The sequence below is a fragment of the Cellulophaga sp. HaHaR_3_176 genome (assembly GCF_019021925.1).
Taxonomy (GTDB): domain Bacteria; phylum Bacteroidota; class Bacteroidia; order Flavobacteriales; family Flavobacteriaceae; genus Cellulophaga.
This window is the reverse complement of the sequence record NZ_CP058990.1, coordinates 476807-499925: the sequence shown is the minus strand read 5'-3', so window position 1 is coordinate 499925 and position 23119 is coordinate 476807. Positions and strand designations below refer to the sequence as shown.

The 23119-nt window shown below is 31.6% G+C and carries 20 protein-coding genes; 4 read left to right on the top strand and 16 right to left on the bottom strand.

The window, feature by feature from the left end:
- Nucleotides 1-55: 55 nt before the first annotated feature.
- From H0I23_RS02185 to H0I23_RS02165, 5 genes are all read right to left on the bottom strand, one after another.
- A complete protein-coding gene (locus tag H0I23_RS02185) occupies nt 56-2329 on the bottom strand; it encodes an aconitate hydratase (protein ID WP_216784844.1) in 2274 nt (757 codons plus the stop codon).
- Nucleotides 2330-2574: 245 nt separating this feature from the next.
- On the bottom strand, nt 2575-5349 hold the full coding sequence (locus H0I23_RS02180; protein WP_216784843.1) for a bifunctional aconitate hydratase 2/2-methylisocitrate dehydratase: 2775 nt from the start codon (nt 5347-5349) through the stop codon (nt 2575-2577).
- A gap of 200 nt (nt 5350-5549) precedes the next feature.
- The gene (locus H0I23_RS02175; RefSeq protein ID WP_216784842.1) at nt 5550-6503 is read right to left on the bottom strand and encodes a MoxR family ATPase; all 954 of its coding nucleotides are present in this window, start codon (nt 6501-6503) and stop codon (nt 5550-5552) included.
- A gap of 3 nt (nt 6504-6506) precedes the next feature.
- Nucleotides 6507-7943 (bottom strand): peptidylprolyl isomerase, encoded by a 1437-nt coding sequence (locus H0I23_RS02170; RefSeq protein ID WP_216784841.1) that lies wholly within the window; start codon nt 7941-7943, stop codon nt 6507-6509.
- Entirely contained in the window at nt 7936-8820 is an 885-nt protein-coding gene (locus H0I23_RS02165) for a peptidyl-prolyl cis-trans isomerase (protein WP_216784840.1), read from the bottom strand. Before H0I23_RS02165 ends, H0I23_RS02170 begins: the two co-directional genes overlap by 8 nt.
- A gap of 135 nt (nt 8821-8955) precedes the next feature.
- Between H0I23_RS02165 and H0I23_RS02160 the strand changes: the two genes are divergently transcribed.
- Genes H0I23_RS02160 through H0I23_RS02145 form a run of 4 tightly spaced genes read left to right on the top strand, consistent with a single transcriptional unit; the run spans nt 8956 to nt 13990 of the window.
- The gene (locus H0I23_RS02160) at nt 8956-9198 is read left to right on the top strand and encodes a hypothetical protein (RefSeq protein WP_216784839.1); all 243 of its coding nucleotides are present in this window, start codon (nt 8956-8958) and stop codon (nt 9196-9198) included.
- Between the two features lie 16 nt (nt 9199-9214).
- Nucleotides 9215-10354 carry a serine hydrolase gene (locus H0I23_RS02155; protein WP_216784838.1) on the top strand — a complete coding sequence of 380 codons (1140 nt, stop codon included), beginning with the start codon at nt 9215-9217 and terminating at the stop codon, nt 10352-10354.
- A gap of 56 nt (nt 10355-10410) precedes the next feature.
- Nucleotides 10411-12786 (top strand): DUF2339 domain-containing protein, encoded by a 2376-nt coding sequence (locus tag H0I23_RS02150; protein WP_216784837.1) that lies wholly within the window; start codon nt 10411-10413, stop codon nt 12784-12786.
- A complete protein-coding gene (locus H0I23_RS02145) occupies nt 12767-13990 on the top strand; it encodes a DUF3999 family protein (protein ID WP_216784836.1) in 1224 nt (407 codons plus the stop codon). Before H0I23_RS02150 ends, H0I23_RS02145 begins: the two co-directional genes overlap by 20 nt.
- Here the strand turns inward: H0I23_RS02145 and rimO are convergent.
- The 11 genes from rimO to H0I23_RS02090 form a co-directional block, all read right to left on the bottom strand.
- On the bottom strand, nt 13987-15294 hold the full coding sequence (gene rimO / locus H0I23_RS02140; protein ID WP_216784835.1) for a 30S ribosomal protein S12 methylthiotransferase RimO: 1308 nt from the start codon (nt 15292-15294) through the stop codon (nt 13987-13989). The genes H0I23_RS02145 and rimO overlap by 4 nt on opposite strands.
- A 179-nt stretch (nt 15295-15473) precedes the next feature.
- Nucleotides 15474-17147 (bottom strand): amidase family protein, encoded by a 1674-nt coding sequence (locus tag H0I23_RS02135; RefSeq protein WP_216784834.1) that lies wholly within the window; start codon nt 17145-17147, stop codon nt 15474-15476.
- Between the two features lie 117 nt (nt 17148-17264).
- Nucleotides 17265-18224 (bottom strand): signal recognition particle-docking protein FtsY, encoded by a 960-nt coding sequence (ftsY, locus tag H0I23_RS02130; protein WP_216784833.1) that lies wholly within the window; start codon nt 18222-18224, stop codon nt 17265-17267.
- A 165-nt stretch (nt 18225-18389) separates the two neighbouring features.
- On the bottom strand, nt 18390-18542 hold the full coding sequence (locus tag H0I23_RS02125; RefSeq protein ID WP_216784832.1) for a DUF4295 domain-containing protein: 153 nt from the start codon (nt 18540-18542) through the stop codon (nt 18390-18392).
- A 34-nt stretch (nt 18543-18576) separates the two neighbouring features.
- Nucleotides 18577-18759: a 50S ribosomal protein L33 gene (rpmG, locus tag H0I23_RS02120; protein WP_084062296.1), complete on the bottom strand. Its 183-nt coding sequence runs from the start codon at nt 18757-18759 to the stop codon at nt 18577-18579.
- A 21-nt stretch (nt 18760-18780) separates the two neighbouring features.
- Nucleotides 18781-19017 carry a 50S ribosomal protein L28 gene (gene rpmB / locus H0I23_RS02115; RefSeq protein ID WP_216784831.1) on the bottom strand — a complete coding sequence of 79 codons (237 nt, stop codon included), beginning with the start codon at nt 19015-19017 and terminating at the stop codon, nt 18781-18783.
- A 72-nt stretch (nt 19018-19089) separates the two neighbouring features.
- The gene (locus tag H0I23_RS02110) at nt 19090-20337 is read right to left on the bottom strand and encodes a competence/damage-inducible protein A (RefSeq protein ID WP_216784830.1); all 1248 of its coding nucleotides are present in this window, start codon (nt 20335-20337) and stop codon (nt 19090-19092) included.
- A complete protein-coding gene (locus tag H0I23_RS02105) occupies nt 20337-20675 on the bottom strand; it encodes an Hpt domain-containing protein (protein WP_216784829.1) in 339 nt (112 codons plus the stop codon). The genes H0I23_RS02110 and H0I23_RS02105 overlap by 1 nt, the downstream gene beginning before the upstream one ends.
- A gap of 3 nt (nt 20676-20678) precedes the next feature.
- Nucleotides 20679-21290: a fumarylacetoacetate hydrolase family protein gene (locus tag H0I23_RS02100; RefSeq protein WP_216784828.1), complete on the bottom strand. Its 612-nt coding sequence runs from the start codon at nt 21288-21290 to the stop codon at nt 20679-20681.
- Between the two features lie 15 nt (nt 21291-21305).
- A complete protein-coding gene (locus H0I23_RS02095) occupies nt 21306-22214 on the bottom strand; it encodes a carboxypeptidase-like regulatory domain-containing protein (RefSeq protein WP_216784827.1) in 909 nt (302 codons plus the stop codon).
- Entirely contained in the window at nt 22214-22990 is a 777-nt protein-coding gene (locus H0I23_RS02090; protein ID WP_216784826.1) for a 3'-5' exonuclease, read from the bottom strand. The genes H0I23_RS02095 and H0I23_RS02090 overlap by 1 nt, the downstream gene beginning before the upstream one ends.
- Nucleotides 22991-23119 lie beyond the last annotated feature (129 nt).

Genomic DNA, 23119 nt, shown 5'->3' with positions numbered 1-23119 from the left:
TTAGTGAATTAAAATTTAACTTTTTTAACAAAGTAAGAAATTACTTCATTATTATTTAACTAACATTTTCTTTCTTTATAACATTTAATGCGGAACCTTCTCTGTACCAGTCTATTTGAGGCTGGTTATAGGTATGGTTTACTACAATAGCATCCTTACTTCCATCAGCATGAACTAACTCTATAGTAAGTGGTTTATCTGGGCTAAACTCATTAATATCTATAAAGTTAAACGTGTCGTCCTCTTGAACTAGGTCGTAATCACTCTCATTATCGAAAGTTAAACCTAACATACCTTGTTTTTTAAGGTTTGTTTCATGAATTCGAGCAAAAGATTTTACAATTACAGCAGCAACACCTAAATGTCTAGGCTCCATTGCAGCATGCTCTCGAGAAGAACCTTCTCCGTAATTATGATCACCAACTACTACCGATCTAACACCCGCTGCTTTGTAAGCACGAGCTGTATCTGGAACACCACCAAACTCACCTGTTAATTGGTTTTTAACAAAATTAGTTTTTTCACCAAAAGCGTTAACTGCCCCAATTAAACAGTTGTTTGAAATATTATCTAAATGTCCACGAAAACGTAACCATGGGCCTGCCATAGAAATATGATCTGTTGTACATTTGCCAAATGCTTTAATTAGCAATTTAGCTCCCATTAAACTTTCGTCTTTTATAGGCGTAAAAGGCTCTAATAATTGTAATCTTTCTGAATCTGAAGCCACTTTTACAACTACACCAGAACCATCTGCATCAGGTGCTAAGTAACCTGCATCTTCAACAGCAAAACCTTTTGGAGGTAATTCCCATCCTGTTGGCTCATCGAATTTCACTTCTTCTCCGTTTTCATTGATTAAAGTATCTGTCATCGGATTAAAATCCAGACGACCAGATATTGCTATTGCAGCAGTTAATTCAGGAGAAGCTACAAAAGCATGTGTGTTTGGGTTACCATCTGCACGTTTTGCAAAGTTTCTGTTAAAAGAATGTACTATACTGTTTTTAGGAGCATTCTTAGGATCACTATATCTAGCCCATTGACCGATACATGGCCCACATGCATTTGTAAATATTTTAGCATTCAATTTCTCAAATACATTTAAAATACCATCTCTGTCTGCAGTATATCTTACTTGTTCTGAACCAGGATTAATTCCTAATTCCGATTTCATTTTTAATCCTTTATCTAAAGCTTGCTGTGCTATAGATGATGCTCTTGATAAATCTTCATAAGAAGAGTTTGTACAAGAACCTATTAAACCCCATTCTACTGCTAAAGGCCAATCGTTTTTGGTTGCTTTCTCCGTCATATCACTACCAACTTTAGTTGATAAGTCTGGCGTAAAAGGTCCATTTAATAACGGTGTTAATTCTGATAAATTAATTTCTATAACTTCATCAAAATATTGTTCTGGGTTTGCATAAACCTCAGCATCTGCTGTTAAGTGTTCTTTAACTTTATTTGCAGCATCAGCGATATCAGCTCTATCAGTTGCTCTTAAATAACGCTCCATAGACTCGTCATAACCAAAAGTAGAAGTTGTAGCTCCTATTTCAGCTCCCATGTTACAGATAGTACCTTTACCTGTACAAGAAAGATTTTTAGCTCCTTCTCCAAAATATTCAACAATTGCACCTGTACCACCTTTTACAGTAAGAATTTCGGCAACTTTAAGTATTACATCTTTAGGTGCTGTCCAACCAGAAATATTACCAGTTAACTTTACACCTATTAGTTTTGGAAATTTAAGTTCCCAAGCCATACCCGCCATAACATCTACAGCATCAGCACCACCTACTCCTATAGCAACCATACCTAAACCACCAGCATTTACTGTATGAGAATCGGTACCAATCATCATCCCTCCTGGGAATGCATAATTTTCTAATACTACTTGGTGAATGATACCAGCTCCTGGCTTCCAGAAACCAATACCATATTTGTTAGAAACAGATTCTAAGAAATTAAAAACTTCAGCACTTGTGTTATTCGCAGATTTTAAATCTACAGCTGCTCCACTTTTTGCTTGAATCAAGTGATCACAGTGTACTGTAGTTGGCACTGCTACTTTTGGCTTCCCAGCTTGCATAAATTGAAGTAAAGCCATTTGCGCTGTAGCATCTTGACAAGCTATACGGTCTGGAGCAAAATCTACATAGTCTTTACCTCTGGTAAAAACTTTAGACGGACTCCCGTCCCATAAATGAGAATATAATATTTTTTCTGAAAGTGTTAGTGGTTTTCCAACAATCTTACGTGCTTCATCTACACGCTTAGACATATTTGAATACACACCTTTAATCATATCGATATCAAATGCCATAAGATTTATTTAAGTTTATTATTTGCTTGTTTTTTTCACACCACAAGATACAAAATATAGAGGGTACAAAAAACTTGATTTTCCATATATAGAATGATTATAAAAAAGGATTCACATCATTCTAAAACAAGTCCAATATTAAAGAAACAATCCTTTTTAAAAGGACTCTATAGCATAAATAAATGACACAAAAAAAGCCTAAGTCTACGACTCAGGCTTTTCTATAATTTATAGTTATGTAATTACTATTTAACCAATTCTTTTGTTGAAGGTTTAAACTTTGTCAATACAATACCATCTACAGCTGCTTCGTATTCTGCCATAGTAGGTGTTCTACCTAAAATTGTAGATAAAACTACTACTGGAGTAGATGATAATAAAGATTCACCTTTTTTCTCACCAGTATCTTTTACAACTCTTCCTTGGAATAAACGTGTTGATGTAGCCATAACCGTGTCTCCTGGTTCTGCTTTTTCTTGGTTACCCATACATAAGTTACAACCTGGACGCTCTAAATACAACATGTTTTCATATTTAGTACGTGCTAATCCTTTTGGTGCATTATCGTCAAACTCGAAACCTGAATATTTTACTAGAACATCCCAATCTCCTTCTGCTTTTAACTCATCAACAATATTATAAGTTGGAGGAGCAACAACTAAAGGTGCCTTAAATTCAACTTTACCATATTGAGCTTCAACATTCTTTAACATTTGAGCTAATATTTTCATATCACCTTTATGAACCATACAAGAACCTACGAAACCTAAATCAACTTTCTTAACACCTCCATAGTAAGATAATGGTCTAATATTATCATGTGTATAACGTTTAGAAACATCATCGTTATTTACATCTGGATCAGCAATCATTGGTTCTGCTATCTCATCTAGATCGATAATAACTTCTGCATGATATTTAGCATTTGCATCTGGTCTTAAAGATGGCTTCATACCAGTTTTAAGTTCTGTAATTCTAGTTTCCGCTTTATCAACTAAACCTTTAAGTACTCCCTTAGCATTGTCCATTCCTTTATCAATCATGATTTGGATACGACCTTTTGCAATCTCTAAAGACTCAATTAATGTTTCGTCTTCTGAAATACAGATAGAAGCTTTTGCTTTCATCTCTGCTGTCCAATCTGTAAAAGTAAAAGCTTCATCTGCAGTAAGTGTTCCAATGTGCACTTCGATAACACGACCTTGGAATACATTTTCACCACCAAATTGCTTTAACATTTGAGACTGTGTTGCGTGTACCACATCACGGAAATCCATATAAGATTTCATTTGCCCTTTAAAAGTTACTTTTACTGACTCAGGTATTGGCATTGAAGCCTCACCTGTAGCAAGTGCTAATGCAACGGTTCCTGAATCTGCTCCAAAAGCAACACCTTTAGACATTCGTGTATGCGAATCTCCACCAATAATGATGTCCCAGTCTCCAACAGTAATATCGTTTAATACTTTATGAATAACATCCGTCATAGGAAAATATTTTCCTTTTGGATCACGACCAGTAATTAAACCAAAGTCGTTCATAAAACTCATTAATCTTGGAATGTTAGCCTTAGACTTATCATCCCAAACCGATGCTGTATGACAGCCAGATTGATACGCTCCATCAACAATTGGAGATATAACCGTTGCGGCCATCATCTCTAATTCTTGAGAAGTCATTAAACCTGTAGTATCTTGGGAGCCTACGATATTTACTTCTGCACGTACATAAGAACCAGCGTGCAACGTTGCACCTGATGTACCTACTGCATTTCTATTGAATATTTTTTCTACTGCTGTTAAACCCTGACCTTCAATAGTGATTTCCTTTGACGGTGCATATACAGGCACAACATCTACACCTAATACTTTAGAAGCGAAAGTTTGTAATTTTTTACCGAAAACAACTGCGTAGGATCCACCTGCCTTCATGAACTCCATTTTTTGTGGAGTAAATGCTGCTGAGATATCTTTCAATTCTACTTTATCGTGATAAAGTTTTTTCTCTTTGGTATTAATCGTAAGCACCGTACCAGTTGCAACAGAATACATTTGCTTTAAAATTGGTTCACCATCTGCATCGACAATTGTATTGCCATCAGCATCTTTTTGCTTTACCCAGTTTTTAAGATCCAAACCAATACCACCAGTTACACCAACTGTCGTCAAGAAAATTGGAGCAATACCATTGGTACCTGCAATTACTGGCGCAAAATTGATAAATGGGACATATTTACTAAAAGGGACACCAGTCCATAACGCTACGTTATTCACACCAGACATTCTAGAAGAACCAACTCCCATTGTTCCTTTTTCTGCAATTAGCATTACACGCTTATCTGGATGTTGTTCCTTTAGAGCCAATAATTCACTTTGCATGTCTTTGTTATGCTCAAACATACATTGACCATGCAACTCACGATCTGATCTTGAGTGCGCATCACCACCTGGAGATAATAAATCTGTTGAAATATCACCAACACCAGCGATATAAGTAACTACTTGTATTTCTTCTTCAATTTCAGGAAGCTTTGTGAAAAACTCTGCTTTGGCATAGCTTTCTATAATATCTTTCGCAATTGCACTACCGTTATTTAAAGCTTCTTCTAAGCGAGTAGTATCAGCCTCATAAAGGAAAACCTGTGTTTTTAACACCTCAGCGGCTTGTTTTGCCAATGCTACATCAGAACCTAAGGCAACATCTAATAAAACGGCTACCGAAGGCCCACCCTTCATGTGAGATAATTGTTCAAGAGCAAAAGCAGGTGTAATTTCTTTTACCACTAATTCTCCTAGAATTATTTCTTTTAAAAACTTAGCCTTAACGCCAGCTGCACTAGTAGTACCAGGCAAAACGTTATAAATAAAAAAGTTAAGAGAATCTTCTCTGTACTCATTATCTAGGTCTTTAATTTGCTCAATTATTTTACTTAGCAATTCAGCACTATCAATTGGCTGCGGATGAAGTCCTTTTTCTTTTCGTTCTTCTATCTGCTCAAGGTAATCTTTATAAATGCTCATATATTTAGAAAATCTACTTTTAGGTTGTTGCAATCTTACAAAATTACTAAAATATTGAAGCTAAATAAAAGATTTCTGAATTGATTCGATTGAAATTAAGAAAAATTTCAAAAAGAGTATTCAAAAAAACGAATACTACATTTAATTGTACTTTTTTATAAAATATCTCTTACGAAAACGTTTGAATCTATATAGTATTTCTACAATAATTCACGAATTATATCCTCTTCAGATATACCTTCTGCTTCTGCTTTGTAGTTTTTGATAATTCTATGACGTAAAATTCCGATAGAAACTGCTTTTACATCTTCAATATCTGGAGAGTATTTCCCATTAACAATAGCGTGTGCTTTAGCCGCTAAAATTAAATTCTGAGAAGCTCTTGGACCTGCTCCCCAATCTAAATAATTCTTTACATAAGAAGATGCAGAATCTTGATTAGGTCTTGTGCTATGCACTAAATTTACAGCATATTCTACAACATTATCTGGCACAGGTACTCGTCGTATTAATTGCTGTACAGCTACAATTTCTTCAGCATTAAAAAGTGCATTAATCGTCAGCGTTTTATTTGTTGTTGTTGCCTTAACAATCTCAACCTCTTCACTAACTGACGGGTATTTTAATTCAATAGCAAACATAAAACGATCTAGTTGCGCTTCTGGCAAAGGGTAGGTTCCTTCTTGCTCTATTGGGTTTTGAGTTGCCAATACAAAATATGGCGCAGCTAATTGATAATTGTTCCCCGCTACAGTAACTGTTTGTTCTTGCATAGCTTCTAACAATGCAGCTTGCGTTTTTGGCGGTGTTCTATTTATTTCATCAGCTAAAACAATGTTCGAAAAAATAGGACCTTTTATGAACTTAAAATTTCTGTCCTTATCTAAAATTTCACTACCTAATATATCACTAGGCATTAAATCTGGTGTAAACTGAATTCTTTTAAAGTTTAATCCTAACGTTTTTGAAATGGTGTTTACCATTAATGTTTTAGCTAAACCAGGTACACCTATCAATAAAGAGTGACCACCGGTATAAATTGATAGCAATATTTGATTTACAACAACATCTTGGCCAATAATTACTTTGGCTATTTCCTTTTTTAAGGCTACGTGTTTTTCTACAAGATTATGTACTGCTGTAACATCTGACATTTACTATTCTTTTACCCATTTATTTTCAAAACTACAATCTCTATTTGATGCATTTACACTCACATATGTTTCATCTATGTGTTCTTTCATCCATTTAGTCATTGTATCTATTTGCTTTTGAGACAAAGCTAACTCTTGTATTTTTAAATAATCTTTAGAAAAATCAGCAACATGCTCATCATATCTATTTGTTATTTTCATGATCTTATAACTCGTTCCTGATCTTGGATCTTCTTCTAATATAGGTTGAGAAATTTCATTGTCTTTTAAATTTCTTATTTGATTATAAAAAGTAGGATCCATACTCGTTAACTCAAAACGTGAACTATAATCTGCTGGATTTCTTAATTGTCCACCATCAAATTTTGTTTCTTTTTGATCTGAAAAGTTTAAAGCTGCTTGTCCGAACGTAAATTTAGATGATATAATACTTTCACGAATAGAATCTAATTCTTTTTTTGCCTCATCTAAAGAACTTTCTGGAACTTTAGGTACCATTAAAATATGACGAACCTCTCTATCTTGACCTAAAATTTTATCTACAGTTAATATATGAAAACCAAATTCAGTCTCAAAAGGCTCTGATACTTGACCTTCTTGCATACTAAAAGCTGCATCTTTAAATTCTTTTACGAAACCTGATTTTTTATTTATCTTATATAAACCACCGTTTTGTTTAGAGCCAGGATCTTCACTATTTAATATTGCTTTTATAGAAAAACTAGAACCTCTTTCTAGAACATCTTCACGTATTCTATTTAAACGATCTATTACTTTTTGCTTCTCTTCTTCTGGAGCCTCTGGTTTTTTAACAATTTGTGCAATTTCTAACTCAGCACCAAATACTGGACGTTGATCTTCTGGTATTTTATTAAAAAACTGACGAACTTCTTCCGGTGTAATTTCTATTTCGCTTACGATTTTCTGCTTCATACGGTCAGATAATAATCTAAGCTTATTAATTTTATATAACTCTTCTCTGAAACTAGCTTCGTCTGGTTTTTTATAAAACGCTAACACCTTTTCGATAGAACCTACTTTAGATACTAATTGTTCAATTTGACCATCGCTAGTCGCATTTACCTCATCATCAGATACAAGAATACTATCTTGTACTGCCTGGTGAGCATACAAACGATCTTCCATCAACTTACCTAAAAGGCCACATCTTGAAACATCTTCTTCTGATACACCTTGATTTCTTAAATCTATTAATGTCTTATCTATATCAGATTCTAATATTAAATATTCACCTACAACAGCAGCAACACCATCAATTTTAATTTTCTTAAATGTATTTATTGAGTCAGGAACCATTGCCACATCAGCTACTTGAGACGTATCTACAACCGTTTCGTCTACCATAGTATCTTGCGCACTTGCAAAACCAATAGTTAATAATGATGTAAGTATTGTAATTGTGTTTTTAACCTTATTCATAGACTTCAAATTCTTTGTCTTTAATTGCATCATCGATAATCTCAGTTTCTAATTTTCTGATATGCTCTAAACGCCTTCTATTTAATAGTACTTGCTTGATTGTTGGCTTAACAAATGACAATGGAGATGTCTCATTAACGCCCAACACGTCAGTAACTTTTGCCAAATATACCCCTAATGAATCCTGTAATTCAAAAAATTGTGATTTTTTTAAGTACCTATCCTCATTTTCAAATGTTAGGGGAGGAATTTCATTTACAATCCTAGAAGCCTTAACCCAAAGAGAATCATTAAAATTTAATTTTTTAAATTGTATACCTATAGAATCTAAAAAACGCTCATCTTTAGTATTAAATCTATCTAAACTTTTTTGAACATTATCTTTATTTAAAAATTGCTTTGGAAGCTCAATAAAACGAAGTCTAACAATTTTTTCTTTTAACCTGAAATTCTGTTTTTCTCGTTCGTAAAAACTAGCTAGTTCAGCATCTGAAATTATAGTGTCTTGAGATTGACTCACTAAAGCCTCCTTATAAGCTCTTGTATATAAATCTGTCTTATAATTTTCTATAAGCTGATTAAATTCACTTAACTGCTCTTGCGGTAAGTTTATTTTTGATTTTGATAATAGCAACTGCTTAGTTGCCCAATTATTAATGTAATTGGTAACAAATGCCGCACTATCCTCTTTTGAAACATTATTCTTTAATAAATCTTGAATATCTTCTTTATATAAATAAGATTCACCAACACGAGCCAAAGGGGCCTTGTCTTCCTCTTTTTTAAAAAAAGAATCACAAGAAAATAAGCTAGAGAAGAATATTAAAAGCGTTACTACGCCAAATATTTTAGAAATTATACACTTAGATGACTGCATCTTGCAAAAATAATAAATAACGGACGTTGTGCAAGTTCCTAATTTTAATCAAAAATCAACTATTTTTAACGTTCTATTATAATTATCACGGTTTATAGTGATAAAAACGAAACTTCTAAATTATAATTTTACCAAATGAGTAATCGAAAAATTAAATTAATATGGGATTTCAGAGGCCCTGCCGCTGCAAAAACCGCAGAACACCATGAAATTCATTTAAAAGAATTTATTGAACTTGAAAAACTAGACCTTAACATTACCGGGCATTCTTCATTAAATGACATGTATAGTATTGCATTTTTAGTTGTTAACGAAGTTGAAATGCTAAAAGTAAGAGACGCTTTAAAACCTCATAGAGGCGAAGTTTATGAAGGCTAACAAGCAAAAACATAACATGAAGCAATTTATCGCACTATTTCTATCAGCCATTTGTTTTCTATCTTGCAAAAAAGAAATAGATACCACTCCGCCTCTTAAGAAAGCTTTAAACTCTACTTCTCCCAACATAAAAAGAGTTATAGATAGTTTAGAACAGCATGAAGTACAAATAAAATTCACTCAAATAGATCGTAAAAACGATAGTATAGTTTTTACAGATTACTCATTTCAATCTGATTCAAACAACTATTTCTACCCAGCAAGTAGTGTTAAACTACCCGTTGCCATTTTAGCATTAGAAAAACTAAACTCTATTCAAAACTTTGATCGTAATACTACTTTTTATGTAGAAGGAGATACAATTGAAACAACTATGGCAATTGAAATTGCTAAAATATTCGCCATTAGTGACAATAAAGCGTATAATAGATTATTTGAATTTTTAGGACAAGATGAAATAAATACCCGTTTGAAAAACAAAGGGATTGAGAATGTTAGAATCTCTCATAGAATAGCAACACTTAATGCTGATGAGATTACTACTAAACCATTAATTTTTTATTTAAACGACAGCACAACTACTTATTTAAAAAAAATAATTAACACCCCACTACAATCTTTAAAGCTTAATCAAATAAAAAAGGGGGATGCACATATAGATGAAGATGATGAACTTTTAAACGAACCTTTTGATTTTAGTTTAAAAAATTATTATTCCATTAATGCGCAACATCAAGTTTTAAAAAGAATATTATTTCCTGAAAAATTCTCAAATCAAGAAAGATTTAATATTACAGAAAAACAAAGAGAATTTATTTTAAACGCTATACAGAGCTTACCTAAAGATTTAGGATATACTAGCGATGAATATTACGATAGCTATGCAAAATTTTTTATGTTTGGGGATTCTAAAAAGCCAATACCTGCTAATATTAAAATATATAATAAAATTGGTTATGCTTATGGCACACTAACCGATTGCGCTTACATTAAGGATATTGACAATAATATTGAATTTCTACTAACAGCGACCATATTGGTAAACAAAAACCATACTTTTAACGATGATAATTACGAGTACGATGTTGTTGGCATTCCTTTTATGGCTGAATTAGGAAGAGAACTCTATACCTCTGAGTTAGAACGCAAAAAATAAACAAACCAGACAATCTAATTATAACTTTTTCAGTTATAGTTTTCCAAACCAACATTATGGACAACAACCAAGACTACATAAAAAGTTTAGAAGAAAAGCTAGATATACTCTTAACCAAACAAGAAGGTTTTGCAAAAGAACTAATGAGTCTTTACAAACAGATTGAAAATCTCAAAAAAGGTGATATTAGCTTACAAACTCCTAAACAGGAAGAAATAAAACTAGTTAAAGAAAAAGTAACACCAATAGAGCTTGTTCCTGAAAAAATAGTTGAAGATATAAATACAATAGCTCCAAAACCAATTGAAACGCCTAAAACACAGGCTAGACCTACTATTAAAAACATAACTAAGCCTAAAGGAAAATCTAACATTGAAAAGTTTATTGGCGAAAACTTAATTAATAAAATAGGTATTTTAATTACCGTTATAGGTGTTGTTATAGGTGCTAAATATAGTATTGAAAATAATTTGATTAGCCCATTAACCCGCATCGTTTTAGGGTATATTTTTGGTTTAACATTATTAGGTTTCGGAATAAAATTAAAAGTCAAATATTTAAATTATAGTGCTGTATTAGTTAGTGGTGCTATTGCCATTCTTTACTTTATCACTTTTGCAGGTTATAGTTTATATGGCCTTTTCCCACAATTAATGGCATTTGGACTAATGCTATTACTCACCGTATTTACAATTGTAGCTGCACTAAATTACAACAAGCAAATTATAGCACACATAGGACTTGTTGGTGCTTATGCAGTACCTTTTTTACTAAGTAATAATTCTGGAGACGTTTTTTCACTTTTCTGTTATGTAGCTATAATTAACATCGGAATATTAATCGTTTCTATAAAAAAGTATTGGAAACCTCTTTATTATTCATCATTTACATTTACTTGGTTAATATACACGGCATGGTTGTTTATAAAATATAGAGATGAAAAGTTTGCTATTGCATTTGGTTTTTTAAGCCTCTTTTTTTTAATTTTCTATATTACATTTATCAGCTATAAATTAATAAAGAAAGAACAGTTTAACGCAGGTGATGTTGTAATCTTATTCCTAAACTCTTTTGTTTATTACGGGTTGGGGTTTTACATACTTTCTGATCACCAAACAGGAAAAGAACTTTTAGGCGTCTTTACCTTAGCCAATGCTGTTACACATTTTGTAATGGCGACAGTTATTTTTAAACAAAAATTAGCAGACAAAAAACTATTCTATTTAATTACAGCACTGGTTCTTACATTTATTACAATTACAATTCCCGTACAATTAGATGGTAGCTGGGTTACCGTTTTATGGGCAACTGAAGCTGCAATTCTATACTGGTTTGGAGTTACCAAAAACATATCTATTTACAAAAAACTATCTTACATACTAACATCTTTAGCCTTTGTTAGCCTTATTGAAGATTGGAATTACAATTACGATACCTATATAAAAGGTGATTTAGAAAGTAGAATAACTCCTCTTTTAAACATTAACTTCTTAAGCTCTTTAATTGTTATTGTTTCTTTTGGCTTCATGCTTTGGTTAACTGTTTCAAAAAAATATAAAACAGAAACTAGTAATTTAAAAATTAATAAGATTATCTCAGTATGTTTATCTATACTACTACTTATTGTAACTTATTGTGCTTTTTATATTGAAATATCAAGTTATTGGAGTCAATTATTTGAAGACTCTATAATCTCCTTTACCGATTCAGATTCTTATGTTTCTAATACATATAATTACAATTTAATCGATTTCAAATATCTTTGGCTTTTTAATTACACGGTTTTATTTTTCACAATCTTATCATTCATCAATATTAGAATTATAAAAAACAGATCTCTTGGTCTTTCAAACTTGATAAGCAACTTAGTAGTCGTTTTTGGTTTTCTATGCGTTGGTTTATATACCATAAGCGAACTTAGAGGCAATTACCTGTTAGAAAGTTCATCTGAATACTATCAAATTGGAAAATTTAATATCATTGTCCGTTATATATCACTTGCTTTGTTAGGTTTACTTATCTACCTATCGCAACTATATACCAAGCAAAAGTTTATGAAAGTAGGCCTAAAAGTTTCTTTTGAAATTATAACACATACTGCTACTATATGGGTACTTAGTAGTGAACTCTTACATTGGATGGACCTAGCAGGCATGTCTGGCTCATACAAAATGAACTTAAGCATTTTATGGGGTGCATATTCATTGTTTTTAATAAGTATAGGTATTTGGAAACAGAAAAAACATCTTAGAATTGCAGGTATATCGCTTTTCGGGGTTACTCTGGTAAAACTTTTCTTTTATGACATTGCTGACTTAGATACAATCTCAAAAATTATTGTACTCGTATCTTTAGGCTTATTATTATTGGTAATTTCTTTTCTTTATAACAAATACACTAAACAGATTGAAAATGATTCAAAAAGCGAATAATATAGTAGTGATTTTTCTATTATTCAGCACTTTTTTAAGTGCTCAAATAGATCAGTACAACTACAAACGCGAAATACATGACATTACAGAAAAATGGCACAGTATACCGTTACCTAATGATATTTTTGAAAAGACAAGAAACGACTTATCTGATATTAGAATATTTGGAGTATCAAAAAAAGACACCACGGAAGCTCCTTATATTTTAAATATAAAGAACAGTAATGTCGAAAATGTTTTTGTCGACTTTAAACCTTTAAACTCAAGTCACAATAACAATGGGTACTACTATTCTTATGAAATTACGAATAAGGAAGTTATTAATGAAATTGAATTAAATTTTGACACTACAAATTTTGAGTACACAATTACCCTAGAAGCTAGCCAAAACCAAAAAGAATGGTTTATATTAAAAGAAAACTACCGAATTTTATCTATTAAAAATGAGTATACCAACTATAGTTTTACGACTCTTAAGTTCGAAAATTCTTCATATAAATATTACAGAGTACGAATTAATACTAAAAAGGATCCGAAATTAAAAGGTGCCAGAATTTATAAGAATCAAAAAACTTTGGCTAATTATATTTCTCATGACATTAAAAATATAGAAAGTAACTTTAGTAATAAAATATCTACAATTACTGTAGATTTAGAAAAAGCAGTACCCATAAGTTATATACAGCTAGCTATAGACAACACTAACGACTATTACCGACCTATTCAAATACTATATGCGAATGATAGTGTGCAAACAGAAAAAGGTTTGAAATACAATTATAGAATTTTAAACTCTGGAGTTTTGAGCTCATTAGAAAGCAATGAATTTAGGTTTAGTTCAATAAAAACTAAGAAATTTAAAATAATTATTGATCAGCAAGACAACGAACCAATTGAAGTTTCAAATATCAACATAAAAGGCTTCCAACACGAGCTAATTACGAGATTCACTAAGACTGCAACCTATTATTTAGTTTACGGAAAAAACTTAAGCAATAAACCAAATTATGATATTAGCTCAATACCTAATTCCATACCAAAAAACAACCCTATAGTATCTTTAGATAAGGAAATAGCAATTACCAAAATTGATAAAGAACAAACAAAGCCACTTTTTGAAAACAAAAAATGGCTTTGGGGTATTATGTTAGTAATTATCGCTGTAATTACATGGTTTACTATTGGTATGATCAAAAAAAGCTAAGCTATAGCAGGGTCACCGTATAAATCGAAATCTGCGGCTTCTGTAATTTTTATATTAACGAAGTCGCCAACTTTTAGATAGTGTTTTGACGCATCAATTAAAACTTCATTATCTACATCTGGAGAATCAAACTCTGTTCTTCCGATAAAATGCTGTCCTTCTTTTCTATCGATAATACAACGTAAAGTTTGACCTATTTTTTCTTGATTTAACTCCCATGAAATTTGAGATTGTATCTCCATAATTTCAGAAGCCCTCTGTTGTTTTACTTCTTCAGGAACATCATCAACTAAAGAAAATGCATGTGTATTTTCTTCATGACTATAAGTAAAACAACCTAAACGCTCAAAACGCATTTCTTCTACCCAAGCTTTTAAGGTTTGATAATCTTCTTCTGTTTCTCCTGGATAACCAACAATTAAGGTTGTTCTAATCGCCATTTCTGGTACCGCAGCTCTAAACTCTTGTAATAATTTAGTTGTTTTTACCTGCGTAGTTCCTCTTCGCATACTTTTAAGTATACTATCTGAAATATGTTGCAAAGGAATATCTAAATAGTTACAAACCTTAGGCTCATTTCTCATTACCTCTAAAACATCCATCGGAAAACCTGTAGGGAAAGCATAATGCAAACGAATCCAATCGATACCATCTACTTTTACAAGTTCTTTTAAAAGCTCTGCTAAATTTCTTTTCTTATAAATATCTAACCCATAATATGTTAAATCTTGAGCTATTAATATCAATTCTTTTACACCTTTAGCTGCTAATTTTTCAGCCTCGATAACTAAATTTTCAATAGGTGTACTTTTATGTTTCCCTCTCATTAAAGGAATAGCACAAAAAGAACAAGGTCTATCACATCCTTCTGCTATCTTTAAATATGCATAATTTTTAGGTGTAGTAGTTAAACGTTCACCGATTAACTCATGCTTATAATCTGCACCTAATGCCTTTAAAAGATTCGGCAACTCAGTAGTACCAAAATATTCATCTACATTTGGTATTTCCTTTTGAAGATCTGGTTTATAACGCTCACTTAAGCAACCTGTTACAAAAACCTTATCAACAACACCTTCTTCTTTCTTCTGAACAAAATCTAATATAGTATTAACACTTTCTTCTTTAGCGTTAGCTATAAAACCACAAGTATTTATTACAACTATATTACCTTCTCCTTCATGAACAACTTCTTTGTTGTTCGCCTTTAATTGCCCCATTAGCACTTCAGAATCATATACATTCTTAGAGCAACCAAGGGTAACTACATTTATTTTATTCTTTTTAAGTGTTTTTGTGCGCATATCTTTAAATAATGTGCAAAAGTACAACAAGCAAAAAAGACCTCGCTTATTTATATCATTTTTATTTACAGAACGTTATAATTTTATAAATAGTAATTCCCAGAAACAAGAGGAGCTACTGAGGTATATATCTTTGCTTTACTTAGATCTGATACTAAATTATGGATAAAAACTAAATATTAATCTATATAACCAGATGGCATCTTTCTAATTTTTGTAGCCATTTCAAAAGCTGAGCCTAAGCCTAATAATTTATCTTCTTCGTATTGTTTTGCTATAAATGTTAAGCTTATTGGTTCTCCTGTAGTTTTATACCCCATAGGCACCGTCAATGCTGGGTATTTTGCAACAGCTGCATAACCTGCATGATAATTATTAATACTCAATATTGCATCTAAATTATTTACATCCATTACCTCATCAAAATAAGATCGACTGATAATTTCCAAATCTTTAATTATTTTTTCTAATTGTTCTGCTGTTGTAGTATCAACAACCATACCCTCAAACAAAGCTTGTCCGTATGGTATTCTCGTAATCGAATCTAAATTATTAAACTCAATAACATCTTGAATGGATGTAACTTTAACAGCATCTTTATCTTTTGAATTTGCCTTAATGTAACCTGGTAAATCATTTTTCATATCTATATTTAAAATACTCAAAAAACCAGGTAGATTTACTTGTTCAGGAGTAAACGCTACTACAATACCACCAGAAGATTTAATTTTCTCTATAGTTAAAGCATAAATACTATCTGTTTCAATCAAATTTTTGAATGCACCAAATCGTATACCATTTAACGAAGCGTTATTCATAACAGCATCTATATAGTTTTTATCAGTCGGTACCGATTTACTATCCGTTAAATCATGACCCATCATCGCTGATAATAAAATAGCATTATCAACAACATTTTTCGTCATAGGACCAGGTGTATCTAACGTGCCTGAAATAGGCACTATTCCCGATCTACTTAACAAGCCAATAGTAGGCTTTAACCCTACAACGGAATTTTGACTTGAAGGAGATAAAATAGAACCTGATGTTTCTGTTCCTACAGCAGCCACAGCATAGTTCGCTGCTATTGAAGTTCCACTACCCGCACTAGAACCACCTGTTTCAAAAACTTTACGCCCATAAGGGTTTAAAGTTTGACCACCCACAGCACTATAGCCAACTGGGCATCCTGAACACAAAAAATATGCCCATTCACTTAAATTTACCTTTCCTAAAATTAGAGCCCCATTACTTTTTAATTGTTCTACTATAAATGCGTCATCGGTTTTATTACCAATCAATGCTATAGCACCGGCTGTAGTGTTCATTCCATAAGTATCTATATTATCTTTTAATAAAATAGGCATACCATATATAGGGTGTCGCTTAATTGATTCTGATTTTTTAAATTCTAAATCTAAAGCCCTTGCTTCTTCAATAACATTTTCATTTAAAGCTAGAATAGTATTTAATGTTGTAGAATTATTAAGTTCATATTTATATATTCTGTATAAATAAAAAAGAGTTAATTCTTCATAACTCAAATCACCATTAGTTATATAAGATTGAATTGTTGGAATATCTTTTTCTAAAATATAATCTTTCCATTTTAAATAATCTTTTTCTTTTATTTCTGAAACCTCATTATATAGTGGTAAAAACACTTCGTTTTTATCTAAAATTTTAGATTGAACAAGTTTAAATTGCATTCTCTCAATTTCATGATTTTTATTACCAGCAACCTCTAATGAATCGTTATAAGGTTCCCAAATAACTTTCTCTTCTTTTACATGAGAATTATTTTTGCATGAAAAAATTAAAGTTAACATTCCTAAAATAAGAAGTTTATTCATAATATATTTTTTCCTTTAAAAATACAGAATAATAACAAACTACTTAAGCTCACTAAACGAAAAAGCCCTGTAAAAATCTTAACTGATCTTTACAGGGCTTTAAAAAATATTTTATTCTTATTTATTACTAAAAAAAGAATCTACAAACTCATGTTTATTAAATACTTGAAGATCTTCAATACCTTCACCTACACCTATATACTTAACAGGAATTTTAAATTGGTCAGAAATACCAATTACAACCCCTCCTTTTGCCGTACCATCTAATTTAGTAACAGCTAAAGCAGTAACATTTGTAGCTTTTGTAAATTGCTTTGCTTGCTCAAATGCATTTTGACCAGTAGAACCGTCTAAAACTAAGAGCACATCATTAGGTGTATCAGGTACAACCTTTTGCATTACCCTACTAACTTTAGAAAGCTCATTCATTAAGTTAATTTTATTATGCAACCTACCTGCTGTATCTATAATAACAACATCAGCATCTTGTGTAACTGCAGAACTAAGAGTGTCAAAAGCTACCGAAGCAGGGTCGCTACCCATTTGTTGCTTTACAATAGGGACATCAACTCTATCAGCCCAAATTTGTAATTGATCTATAGCTGCCGCTCTAAAGGTGTCACCAGCACCTAAAACTACTTTTAAACCTTTTTTCTTAAACTGATATGCTAACTTACCTATAGTAGTAGTTTTACCTACTCCATTAACCCCTACAACCATTATTACATATGGCTTTTTATTTTTAGGAATGGTAAACTCTACATCTTCGCCTGAGTTAGTTTCAGAAAGTAGTCTTGCTATTTCTTCTCTTAAAATAAGATTTAACTCATCAGTACCAACATATTTATCTTTAGCTACACGAGCCTCAATACCTTGAATAATTTTAAGAGTTGTATTTACTCCAACATCAGAACTAACTAAAATTTCTTCTAAATTATCTAAAACATCATCATCTACCTTAGATTTTCCAGCAACGGCTTTACTAAGTTTTCCAAAAAAAGACGATTTAGTTTTCTCCAAACCTTTATCTAAGGTTTCTTTCTTTTTAGAAGAAAAAATATTTTTAAATAAACTCATAATAATTAAAAATTCTTTATCAAATATATGAAATGAGCAGAAGAATAAACTGAAATTAAAAAGTAATTATTAATAAGACGCATAGCAAGGTTAAAAAACTACATATATAAAATAAAAAAGGCTACTCTCTTACGAAAGTAGCCTTATACCAATAAATTGGATATATTATTTTTTGTTCAACCAATCACTAACCTCTTCAGGATTCATAACTGACTCGCTAAATGTATAAGCACCTGATTTAGGAGACTTAATCATTTTTATAGCTTTAGTTAATCTTTTTGAGCTGGTTTGTAAACTTGCTACTGTTTTCTTTGCCATAACTTGTCTTTTTTATCTTTGCTAAGAGCAAAAATTATTTAATTTCTTTATGAACAGTCATTCTTTTTAAAATTGGATTAAATTTCTTAATCTCAATTCTATCAGGAGTGTTCTTTTTGTTTTTCGTTGTAATGTATCTTGAAGTACCAGGCTGTCCTGATTCTTTATGCTCCGTACATTCCAATATCACTTGGATTCTATTGCCTTTCTTAGCCATTTTACTAGATTTTTTTTCGGATTACTTAATTAATCCATTAGCTTTAGCTTCTTTCAAAACTGCAGAAATCCCTTTTTTATTGATAGATTTCAACGCCCTTGCAGATACTTTTAAAGTAACCCAACGGTCTTCTTCAGGGATGTAGAAACGTTTTTTGGAAAGATTCACATCGAATCTTCTCCTTGTTTTGTTAATGGAAAATGATACGTTATTTCCAAACATAGCTCTTTTTCCAGTAATTTCGCAAACTTTTGACATATCGCTAGGATTTGTTATTTTTAAACAGGCTGCAAATTTAAATCTTTTTTTTCGGACGTACAAACTTCTTTTTTAGAAATTTAAAATTTCTTTACGAAGCATCTCAAAAGCCTTATTTACAGACTTTTGCACAACACGCTTTCTGTGCACTCCCATCATATATTTAACAGAAATGACATTTTTGGGTGTTGCAATGGCAATAAATACTGTTCCGACCTCCTTATTTGAATCTCCTTTTGACGGTCCTGCATTACCTGTTGTAGCTATAGAAAAATCAGTTTTTAGCAATTTTCGAACATTTACAGCCATCGCTTCTGCAACTTGTGCGCTTACAACAGAATAAGCATCAACCACCTCTTCAGGCACTTTCAACACATTTATTTTTGTTTCTGTCGCATAAGAAACCACACTTCCTTTAAAATATAAAGATGCTCCTGGTATTCCTGTTATACGTTCTGCAATCATTCCTCCTGTAAAACTTTCAGCAGTAGACAATGTTTTTCCTTTCTGAGTTAAAAGCTTTGCCACCACTTCTTCAATAGACTCATCGTCTTCCTCGCCTACAATTACATCTTTTATAATTGCATAGAGTTTTTTAGATTCTTCAGAAATTACACTTTCAACAATTTCTCTAGATTTCCCTATTGTACTCAACCGCAAACGAACACTACCTAAACTGGGTAAATACGCCAATTTAAGAGATTCAGGAAGGTTCTCTTCCCAATCTTCAATACGTTCAGCTAAAGCACTCTCCCCTATTCCATAAGTCACAATTGTTTTATGAAGTATAAAAGGCCTATCAAATTCTTTTATAATTTTAGGAACTACTTTATCTGTAATCAAAGCTTTCATCTCAAACGGCACCCCTGGCAATGACACAAACACTTTTCCGTTTGATTTTATCCACATTCCTGGAGCAGTACCATTTTCATTATGCAGAACCTTTGCTTTTGAAGGCACTAATGACTGATTGATATTAACCTGAGATATCGGTTTTAATAAGTGCTTTTTGAAAATATCTTCAACATGCTTTAAAACATCTTTATTCTGAACAAGCTCATCATTAAAGTATTTACAAAGTGTATGTTTTGTTATATCATCTTTTGTCGGACCTAAGCCACCAGTTAATATAATAACATCTACTCTGGACTCTGCATCTGATAAAGCTTTAAGTATATGAGCTTTATCATCTTGTATAGAAGTTATCTGATAAACAGAAACCCCTATTTTATTTAGCTCTTTAGCTATAAAAACGGAGTTTGTATCTACAATTTGGCCTATAAGAATTTCATCGCCAATAGTAATTATTTCAGCAAGCATTATAATTCAAAGTCTTTTTTTAACTCAGAAACCACTTGATAAATATCTTTTTTTAAGATTGGAAATATCTTATCAATCTCTTCACCAGAGTTGCCTTTTTTACCCAAGCTTTCAATCTCAAAAGCAGCAGCACGAGTTTGCTCCATTCCTAACAAATCTACATTAGGTTTTATCTTATGAGCCAATTGATAAATAGATTCATAATTTTTTTGATTTATAGCAACTTCTAGTTCTTTTAAATCTAAAGGAACTTCTTCAAGGAATACAGAAACTACAGATTGAATAAACTCATTATCACCATCCGCCAACTCATTAATTTTATCCAGACTATATATCATTTCCTATTTAATATTCAAATTAAACAACTCTTCACCTTCTATTGTACCTGAAAGATAATCATTAGTTTCTATTTTACCAACACCAGATGGTGTGCCTGTAAAAATTATATCTCCTTTTTTTAATGTAAAAAAAGTACTTACATAAGCTATTATTTCATCTATCTTCCAAAGCATCAGACTAGTATTACCGGTCTGTACAGTTTTGTTATTTTTTAAAAGACAGAAGTTTATATCATCAATATTTTTAAAATTTGTTTTAGGAAGCCACTTTCCAACAACAGTTGCCCCATCAAACCCCTTTGCTTTTTCCCAAGGCAAACCTTTTTCTTTTAATTTTTGCTGAAGGTCTCTAGCTGTAAAGTCAATACCCAATCCAATTTCATCATAATAGTTTTTTGCAAATTCAGGCTCAATATGTTTTCCTACTTTTTTAATTTTAACCAAAACTTCAACTTCGTAATGAACATCATTCGAAAATTCTGGAATATAAAAATCCTGTTCTTTTGGCAAAACCGATGAGTCTGGTTTTATGAAAACAACAGGCTCCTCAGGTCTTTCATTTTGCAATTCTTCAATATGTGCGGTATAATTTCTTCCTATACAAATTATCTTCATAAAAGCATCTTTATTTTATTTTTTCGACAACTTTAAACTCATAGCTGGTATAAAGTTTTTAGATTTATCTTTAGATTTTACAACGAAATCTGTCCATTTACCCATACCATACACCATTACTTTATAGTTTTGATTTTTGGTATACATGCCTCCAAAAGTTGGAGCGAACCTATCTTCAACCACCACTTTGTTTGTTATATTATGTTTTTCCGAATTCTTATACCAGTTATGGGGTACAAAAAGCCATTCTAAACCTACATAAACTCCTTGTTGTGACATTTTCAAACCTAAACTAGTTAAGTCTATAGAAGCGTAATCTTTACCTTTTTCAGTTTCTAGTATAATACTCTTATATAAAATATCATTAGTAGGTTGTTTTGTTTTAGGATCTACATTATACAACCTAATTCTAAATTTTGCTGACTCTCTTTTGAATTTCGGATTCTTTTGAAAAAAAATAGTGACTTTCTCAACATACTTTTTTTGTGAACCTATGTTTGGAAAATACATAGCCAGAACCCAAGGCGTAGAAGATGATGAAAAACCACTTGTAACACTATAACTACTTATAGGGTTTAAAACATCTGAATCACCTAAGGTTTGCGAAACCACGACTTCATTCAACTCAAAAGATTCTGGTATTAAATTTATCTTTTTAGTTTTAAAAATTTGCTGAGCATCCACAACTGTATCTTTATAACCTAAAGAAGAAATATGTACTTGTTTTTCTAAAAAACTAGAAGGTAAATCCATAAAAAAATGACCCTCTTCATCTGAAGATGTTCCTTTAAGAGTATTTAAGAAGCTTAAATTAACAAATGGGATTGTTTCTTTAGATTTACTATCATAAACAATGCCGTCAAAATAAATTTCTTGAGCATTTAAAGGCCCTACTATTATAAGTAAAAAGATAAGGATACGCATTATCCTAACTTGTTATTTAATTTACTCAACTTTATTTGAGTTAAAATCTTTTTTGTGTACAATGGAAAATCTGCATTTAAAATCCAACTAAAATAACCTGGCTCTTTTGCCAAAACATCGTGTACTTTTTTTCCTTTATGTTTTCCAAAAGAAAAAACCTCTTCATCATCCTCGTCATAAATAATAAAACCTGCAAAATCAACAGTTCTTTTATGAGATGAAAATTCTGCTAATTTTTTTACATTATTTTCTAAGTCTGGGTATCTATCTAACTGCGATAATAGAACTTCATAAGTAGCATTGGTATCAGCTTCTGCACTATGAGCATCAGTTAAATTTTTATCGCAATAAAATTTATAAGCAGCACTTAAAGTTCTTTTTTCCATTTTATGAAAAATAGTCTGCACATCTACAGAAACTGTATTTTTCATATCAAAATCTACCTCAGCTCTTAGCATTTCTTCTGCCAACAAGGGTATATCAAAACGATCAGAATTAAAACCTCCTAAATCACAATCCTTTATCATTGAGTAAATTTCTTTCGAAAGCTCTTTAAAGGTAGGCTCATTTGCTACTTTTTCATTTGTAATACCATGAACTAAAATTACCTCTTCAGGAATTATCATTTCTGGATTTACAAGCCAAGTTTTACTTTCTTTATTTCCGTTAGGGTGTATTTTAAGAATTGCAATTTCTACTATTCTATCTTTCGCTACATTAATACCTGTTGTTTCTAAATCAAAAAAACAAATTGAGCGGGTTAATTTTAACTGCATTATATATAAGAATTTTAACAAAGATACTGCTTTCAACAAAAAGCAAAAATTGAATATATTTTATTCTTATTATAAAATCTAAAATTGTAATTATTTATAATATTTTCGACCAAATTTTTAAATAATCAA